At 68.1% G+C, this 6809-nt stretch carries 7 protein-coding genes; 3 read left to right on the plus strand and 4 right to left on the minus strand.

Annotation, left to right across the window (positions count from 1 at the left end):
* The first annotated feature begins 161 nt into the window (after window positions 1-161).
* Entirely contained in the window at window positions 162-845 is a 684-nt protein-coding gene (locus ACFWPK_RS27570; protein ID WP_378632708.1) for a TetR/AcrR family transcriptional regulator, read from the plus strand.
* 63 nt (window positions 846-908) lie between these two features.
* On the opposite strand, the gene ACFWPK_RS27575 is transcribed toward ACFWPK_RS27570, so the two are convergent.
* Complete coding sequence (locus ACFWPK_RS27575) at window positions 909-1136, minus strand: DUF3107 domain-containing protein (protein WP_194826377.1); 228 nt, start codon at window positions 1134-1136, stop codon at window positions 909-911.
* A 98-nt stretch (window positions 1137-1234) separates the two neighbouring features.
* Window positions 1235-1771 (minus strand): YceI family protein, encoded by a 537-nt coding sequence (locus ACFWPK_RS27580; protein WP_378920574.1) that lies wholly within the window; start codon window positions 1769-1771, stop codon window positions 1235-1237.
* A 100-nt stretch (window positions 1772-1871) separates the two neighbouring features.
* Between ACFWPK_RS27580 and ACFWPK_RS27585 the strand changes: the two genes are divergently transcribed.
* A complete protein-coding gene (locus tag ACFWPK_RS27585; RefSeq protein ID WP_378920577.1) occupies window positions 1872-2744 on the plus strand; it encodes a helix-turn-helix transcriptional regulator in 873 nt (290 codons plus the stop codon).
* Between the two features lie 4 nt (window positions 2745-2748).
* On the opposite strand, the gene ACFWPK_RS27590 is transcribed toward ACFWPK_RS27585, so the two are convergent.
* A complete protein-coding gene (locus tag ACFWPK_RS27590; RefSeq protein ID WP_378920579.1) occupies window positions 2749-3438 on the minus strand; it encodes a ferritin-like fold-containing protein in 690 nt (229 codons plus the stop codon).
* 28 nt (window positions 3439-3466) lie between these two features.
* Window positions 3467-4519 (minus strand): alpha/beta fold hydrolase, encoded by a 1053-nt coding sequence (locus tag ACFWPK_RS27595; RefSeq protein WP_378920580.1) that lies wholly within the window; start codon window positions 4517-4519, stop codon window positions 3467-3469.
* 482 nt (window positions 4520-5001) lie between these two features.
* Between ACFWPK_RS27595 and ACFWPK_RS27600 the strand changes: the two genes are divergently transcribed.
* On the plus strand, window positions 5002-6699 hold the full coding sequence (locus tag ACFWPK_RS27600; protein WP_378920582.1) for a DEAD/DEAH box helicase: 1698 nt from the start codon (window positions 5002-5004) through the stop codon (window positions 6697-6699).
* The last annotated feature ends 110 nt before the right edge of the window (window positions 6700-6809 follow it).

Consider the following 6809-nt stretch of genomic DNA (forward strand, 5'->3'; position numbering starts at 1 on the left):
CGGGCGCCCGGAGGAGATCGCACGGTTACGGCCCGGCGAACGCTGTGGACTGGTACTACATTTCCAGGGCGAGACGCAGGGCGAACACCGTGCGAGTATCGTTCGTGGGATACCCGGACCGCACACCCGATGGTCAGGGGAATCGACTATAGAGAGCCGAGATGACTGACCTCGTGGACCGCATGCCCTCGCGCCGATCGGTGCCGGAGACGGTCCCGGCCAAGCGCGGCACCCGTCTGCCTCGTGACGAGCGCCGCCAGCAGTTGCTGCTCGCCGCCAGCGAGGTCTTCGTCCAGCGCGGCTATCACGCGGCGGGCATGGACGAGATCTCCCAGGTGGCCGGGGTCAGCAAGCCGGTGCTGTACCAGCACTTCGCCAGCAAGCTCGAGCTGTACCTGGCGGTGCTGCAGAACTACGTCGACATCCTGGTGTCGAGCGTGCGCCAGGCGCTGCGCTCCACCACCGACAACAAACAGCGCGTGCGGGCCGCGGTCGCCGCGTACTTCGATTTCGTCGACAACGAGATGCAGGGCTTCCGCCTGGTCTTCGAATCCGACCTCACCAGCGAACCGCAGGTGCAGCGCCGGGTCGAGCAGGCCACCGAGGCGTGTGTCGACGCGGTGTTCGATCTGGTCGCCCACGACTCGGGTCTCGACCCGTACCGTGCCCGGATCCTGGCCGTCGGCCTCGTCGGTGCGAGCCAGTTCTCGGCGCGCTACTGGCTCGAAGCCGATCGCCCGGTCCCCAAGGACGAAGCCGTCGACACCACGGTGTCACTGGCCTGGGGTGGCCTCAAGCACGTCCCGCTGACCGCCGCCCAGCGCGCGTACTCGCCGGACCTGTAGGCCCGATTCGACAAAGAATGCCCCGCCATCTCGAAGATGACGGGGCATTTTTGTGCTCGCGGATCAGACCGTTGCGAAGCCGACCCGGCCCGCGGCGGGGGAACCGATTTCCACGTAGGCGACCTTCGCGGCCTGGATCAGGAACTTGCGGCCCTTCTCGTCGGTGAGCGACACGACGCCTGCGGAGCCGCTCAGCGCATCGGACACCAGCGCCTCGATCTCGTCAGGGCTCTGCGCACTGTTGATGACGAGCTCTCGCGGGCTATCCGAAATACCGATCTTGACCTCCACGGCCAACCTCCGAACGTAAGAGTCCTGTGTTGTCGACTCCAGGCTAATGCAGGCGACCGACAGCGGTGTCACAGCCGCCTGCGCTCTGAGCGAACGGATCAGGCGGGTTCGATCAGTTCGATCTCGAGTTCGACCTTCACGGTGTCGGAGAGCATGCCCGGCATGGCGACGCCGACGCCGAAGTCGGTGCGCTTGATGGCGCCGGTGGCGGAGAAGCCCGCGTGGCGGGTGCCGTCGGGGAAGTCGGCGATGCCGCCCCATTCGACGTCGAGGGTGAGCGGCTGGGTGATCGCGCCGAGGGTGGCCTCGCCGGTGACGGTGAAGGTTTCAGCGACCTGGACCGGCTGGGTGGCGCGGAAGCTCAGGGTCGGGCGGTTGGCGACGTCGAGGAAGTCGGCCTGGCGGATGTGGGCGTCGCGGTCGGCGTTGCCGGTGTCGAAGGAGTCGAGTTCGATGGTGGCGCCGAGGGTGGCCGCGCCGTTTTCGTCGACGGCGAACTCGGTTTCGAAGCGGGTGAAGCCGCCGCGTACCTTGGCGATCCCGAGGTGGCGAATGGTGAACGCGACCGAGGAGTGGGCGGTGTCGAGGGCCCAGGATCCGGTCTTCAGCTGCTGGGTCTGTGTCGAGGAGGTCATGTCTCCACAGTGACCGGACTGCGGTCCGTTAACCAGACCGCGGTTATCCTGGTCCCCGCAGGGCGTGGCTGAAAATTCCATGACCAGGGAGGATCGAGACATGGTTGGCGCAGGTATCAGGGATCATCCGGGCGCTCGGTCGGCGTTCGCGGAGCTTCTCATCGCGCGTCGAGCCGAATTGCGCCCGGAAGACGTCGGCCTTTCCGGCGGCGGCAGGCGCCGCACCCCCGGCCTGCGCCGCGAAGAGGTCGCGGTGCTGGCCGGTGTGAGCGCGGATTATCTGGCCCGGCTCGAACAGGGCCGCGATACCAATCCGTCGATGGCCGTGGTCGACGCGCTCGCCACCGCGCTGCGGTTCAACGACACCGAACGGGCCCATTTCGGCTGGCTCGCGCTCACCACCGGCAGCGAATCCCGCTGCCCCAGTACTGCTTTCGACCCAGCCCTCGATCAGGTGCCCGCCGCGCTGCGCAGCGTGCTCGACGCGCTCGCCCCCACCCCGGCCTTCGCCCTCGGCCCCCGTGCCAACGTGCTCGCCTGGAACAGCGCGTGGGCCGACCTCGCCACCCCACTGGGTCTGCTCGACAACCCGGACATGGTCAATCTCGCCGTCTGGACCTTCCGTCATCCCCTGGCCCGCACCACGGTCACCGATTGGCCCCAGTTCGCCGATCTGCTCGCCGACCAGCTCGCCAGAACACGCCTGCGCCGCCCCGACGACGAACGCATAGCGGGCGTCATCGCCACCCTGTGCGAAGAACCCGAATTCGCCCGCCGCTGGCAACCCCACCGCCTGGCCGAAGACATCCCCACCCTCCTCGGCTTCGAACACCCGACCCGAGGCACCCTCACCTACACGGTGCAGACGCTGTCCGCCGATAAAGATCAACAGGTAGTCATCTGGCTTCCCCGCGAAACAGCCGCCCGCGCACCGGAATTGCGCTTGGTGCCGGGCCACGCGGTCGGCGGATAACTACCTACAAGCCGAGTTCGGCCATGCGAGCAGCGTGACGTTCCTGCATGCGGTCGAACAACGTCGCGATGCCGTTGAGGTCGCCCGTCGCGGCGAGGACCAGTTCGGCCAGTTCGTCGCGCTGGGCCATCACGAACTGCGCCTGCGTGATCGCCTCGCCGAGCAGCCTGCGGCCCCACAGCGTGAGTCGGTCGCGCTCGGAGCGGCTGGCCGCCACCGCGCTGCGGACCTCGTCTACCACGAACTGCGAGTGTCCGGTCTCGGCGAGGACATCGCGCACCACATCGGCGACCTCGACGGGCAGCGCGCCCGCGATCTCGGTGTAGAAGTCGGCGGCCAGGCCGTCGGCGACGTAGAACTTCACCATCGACTCGAGCCAGGTCGACGGGTCCGTGGAGGCGTGGTAGGAGTCCAGCGCACCCTGGTACTGCGCCATCGCGGCTTCGGCGTCGGCACCGCGCTCGGTGAGCGCCGCCTCCAGGGTCTCGAAGTGCGCGAGTTCGGCGGCGGCCATCTTGGCGACGCCGATCCGGCCCCGCAGCGACGGCGCCTGCTTCGCCTCTTCGGCGAGGCGATAGAACGCGGAGAGCTCACCGTAGGCGAGGACCGCGAACAGTTCGGTCACCCCCGCGTGGTCCGCGGCGAGCGGTTCGGTCGAGAAGAATTCCGGCGCGGCAGAGGTCTGGGCTCCCATGGCTATCAACAATAGTCCCGATCGGTGGTCAGTCGCGTTCGGCCAGGAATTTGTCCAGGTGCGCCCAGGTGGTTTCGCGGGCTTCCGGTCCGGTGAGAATGCCGAGATGGCTGCCCGGCACGACCTCGTAGGTGACCGACGGGGAGCCCGACAGGGTGCGCAAACCGGCCTCGACGGCGGCCTTGGGGGTGATCACGTCGGACTTGCCGCCGATCAGCAGCACGGGCACGCGCACGTCGGCGAGTTCGATGGTCCGGTCGCGCAATTCGAGCTTGCCGTTGCCGATGTCGTTGGCCAGCATCATCCGGCCCCACAGCTGGTTGTAGAAGCGGCCGGGGTAGCCGGGCATGGCGGCCTGGAAACGGTCGATGGATTCCATCTTGGCCAGGGTCTCGGTGTTCGCGATATTGCTGGCGATGAATCTCGGACGCGCCAGTTCACGGTCGTAGGCGGCGAGCCGGTAGCCCAGTTTGGTCAGCGGTGCCGGAATGCCGCCCGCGGCCCGGACGAACGCGGTGGTCCCCCAGCCGCCGGTGAGCCCGGCGACAGCACGCAGCTGCGGAATACCGAGCATCTTGTCGTAGTCGAGCGGCGGGCCGACTCCGGTGACCGAGCGGATCGGCAATTCCGGGTTCGCGGCCGCGGTGAGCAGCGAGAACATGCCGCCGACGGACCAGCCGATCAGATCGACCGGGGCACCGCCGCGATCGGCGCTCACGCGCAGGATCGCCTCGGGCAGGATGTCGGTGACCCAGTCCTCGAAGCCCATCCGGCGATCGGCGAAGGAGATGTCGCCGTAGTCGACCAGGTAGGGCGCGCGGCCGGTCTCCACCAGGTAGCGGGCGAGGCTCTGATCGCGGCGCAGGTCGAAGCAGGTGGCGGGCGCGGCCAGTGGCGGCACCAGCAGCACCGCGGAATCGCTTGCCGCAGACTGGAATTCGGTATCGTAGCGACGCAGCAGGCGGTGCGGCTCGTCCCACAGCACGGTCGAGGGCGCCGGTTCGACGGGCTCGATTCCTGCGCCGAAGCTCAGCGCCCACGCGTTGCGCGCGGCAGTGGTGACGATGTCGGTGATACTCACGACTAGAAATGTCTCACACACGGTACCGCCGGTACCAGTGAGCTCGATTACACCCGTGGACACGCGCGAAATCCCGCGCGCATGAATTGCGCTGCGACACACCACCCGTGCCGAGGCAATCCGGTGGCGAGCCTGTATTCGCGCGGCATTCAACCACGTCGAAATTCGGATTGCGCAGAATATCACGCTACAATCTCCGTGGACAACGCTAGTTTCGACGCCCGGACACACTCCGCGGCGCGGCACTCCACCGGCGCACAGCGCGGGCGGACAGCGGCGATGTCCACAGACAGCAATGTCGAGAAAATGTGCGCGCAACGAATCCGCATCACCGCAGCGCCGCGCCGATGACACCGTCTCGACGGCCACGCAAAATGCCTGGTCGGCGATGGTTATCCGGCGGCGGCCCGGTGAATATCACAGGCGGGTATGTGGTCGTCGCGGGCCGACCGGCCCGCCCCACCTCGTGCGTGCGAGATGCAATGACGAGGAAGGCACGAACACTGAGCAAGATCACTGTCGAACAGGAACCCGGTTTGGCCGACACACTCCTGACGGCCGAACTGGACAACACCCACATCCCGCCGAGTTTTGCCGAATTGGGCGTGCGCGAAGAAATCGTGCGCGCACTCGGTGAGATCGGGATCGAGCGCACTTTCGCGATTCAGGAACTGACCCTGCCGCTGGCACTGTCCGGCGAGGATCTCATCGGCCAGGCCCGCACCGGCATGGGCAAGACCTTCGGTTTCGGCGTGCCGCTGCTGCACCGCATCGCCACCGCCGACACCGGCACCACCCCGCTCGACGGCACCCCGCGCGCGCTGGTCATCGTGCCGACGCGCGAGCTGTGCATCCAGGTCACCAAGGACCTGGAGAACGCGGGCAAGTACCTGACCAACCACCAGGGTTCGCTGAAGGTCGCCGCCATCTACGGTGGCCGCCCCTACGACACCCAGATCGCCGCACTGCGCGACGGCGTCGACGTGGTCGTCGGTACCCCCGGCCGGCTGCTCGACCTGGCGAACCAGAACCACCTGATCCTCGGCAAGATCGGCGTGCTCGTCCTCGACGAGGCCGACGAGATGCTCGACCTGGGCTTCCTGCCCGATATCGAGCGCATCCTGTCGATGGTGCCCGACAAGCGTCAGACGATGCTGTTCTCGGCCACCATGCCGGGCCCGATCATCACCCTCGCCCGCACCTTCCTGACCAGGCCGACGCACATCCGCGCCGAGCTGGCCAACGATTCCGCGGTGCACGACCGCACCGCGCAGTTCGTCTACCGGGCCCACGCGATGGACAAGGCCGAGCTGGTCGCGCGCGTGCTGCAGGCGGAATCGCGCGGCGCGACGATGATCTTCACCCGCACCAAGCGCACCGCGCAGAAGGTGGCCGACGATCTCGCCGAGCGCGGTTTCAATGTCGGCGCCGTGCACGGCGACCTCGGGCAGATCGCCCGCGAGAAGGCGCTGACCAAGTTCCGCAAGGGCACCATCGACGTGCTCGTCGCCACCGATGTCGCCGCGCGCGGTATCGACATCGACGACGTCACCCACGTCATCAACTACCAGTGCCCCGAGGACGAGAAGACCTACGTGCACCGGATCGGCCGCACCGGCCGCGCCGGGCGCACCGGTGTCGCGATCACCCTCATCGACTGGGACGAGCTGCACCGCTGGGAGTCGATCAACAAGGCGCTCGGCCTGAACATGGCCGACCCCGCCGAGACGTACTCCCGTTCGCCGCACCTCTACAGCGACCTCGGCATCCCCGAGGGCATCACCGGCGTGATCCGCAAGCCCGCGGCCCCCGCCCGTGACGACGACGCCGTGGTCGAGGAGCGCACCGAGCGCCCCAAGTCCTCGCGCAGCCGTCGCCGCACCCGCGGTGGCAAGGCCGACGCCGAGGGCACGGAGTCGACCACGACCGCCGAGTCGAGCTCCGATTCCCCGGACGACACCACCGACGGCGACAAGCCCGCCCGACGCAGGCGCCGCCGCCGCAAGCCCGCCGAGGCAGGCGAAGCGGGGACCGTCGAGTCGAGCACCAGCGAAGCCACCGACGCGTCCGAATCGGCTCCGGCCGAGGGCGACGACGCAGCCAAGCCCGCCCGCCGCAGGCGCCGCCGCAAGCCCGCGGAAGCCACCGCGTCCGACGCAACGGTCACCGTAGACGCCTAGTCAGCAACATCCCGCACTCCCAGCCCACACCCCCGACCCTTAGGGAGGGGCCGGTCACGAAGTGGCCGGTCCGCGGCCGGGTCGCCGGTTGGACGCCGTTGCGTACGCGA

It is taken from the genome of Nocardia sp. NPDC058519, assembly GCF_042719755.1.
Classification (GTDB): Bacteria; Actinomycetota; Actinomycetes; order Mycobacteriales; family Mycobacteriaceae; genus Nocardia.

What these genes read in the sequence shown, in the direction of transcription:
- ACFWPK_RS27590 (WP_378920579.1), bottom strand. Translation starts at nt 3,438, where the DNA reads ATGGGAGCCCAGACCTCTGCCGCGCCGGAATTCTTCTCGACCGAACCG.
- ACFWPK_RS27570 (WP_378632708.1), top strand. Translation starts at nt 162, where the DNA reads ATGACTGACCTCGTGGACCGCATGCCCTCGCGCCGATCGGTGCCGGAG.
- ACFWPK_RS27600 (WP_378920582.1), top strand. Translation starts at nt 5,002, where the DNA reads ATGACGAGGAAGGCACGAACACTGAGCAAGATCACTGTCGAACAGGAA.
- ACFWPK_RS27580 (WP_378920574.1), bottom strand. Translation starts at nt 1,771, where the DNA reads ATGACCTCCTCGACACAGACCCAGCAGCTGAAGACCGGATCCTGGGCC.
- ACFWPK_RS27585 (WP_378920577.1), top strand. Translation starts at nt 1,872, where the DNA reads ATGGTTGGCGCAGGTATCAGGGATCATCCGGGCGCTCGGTCGGCGTTC.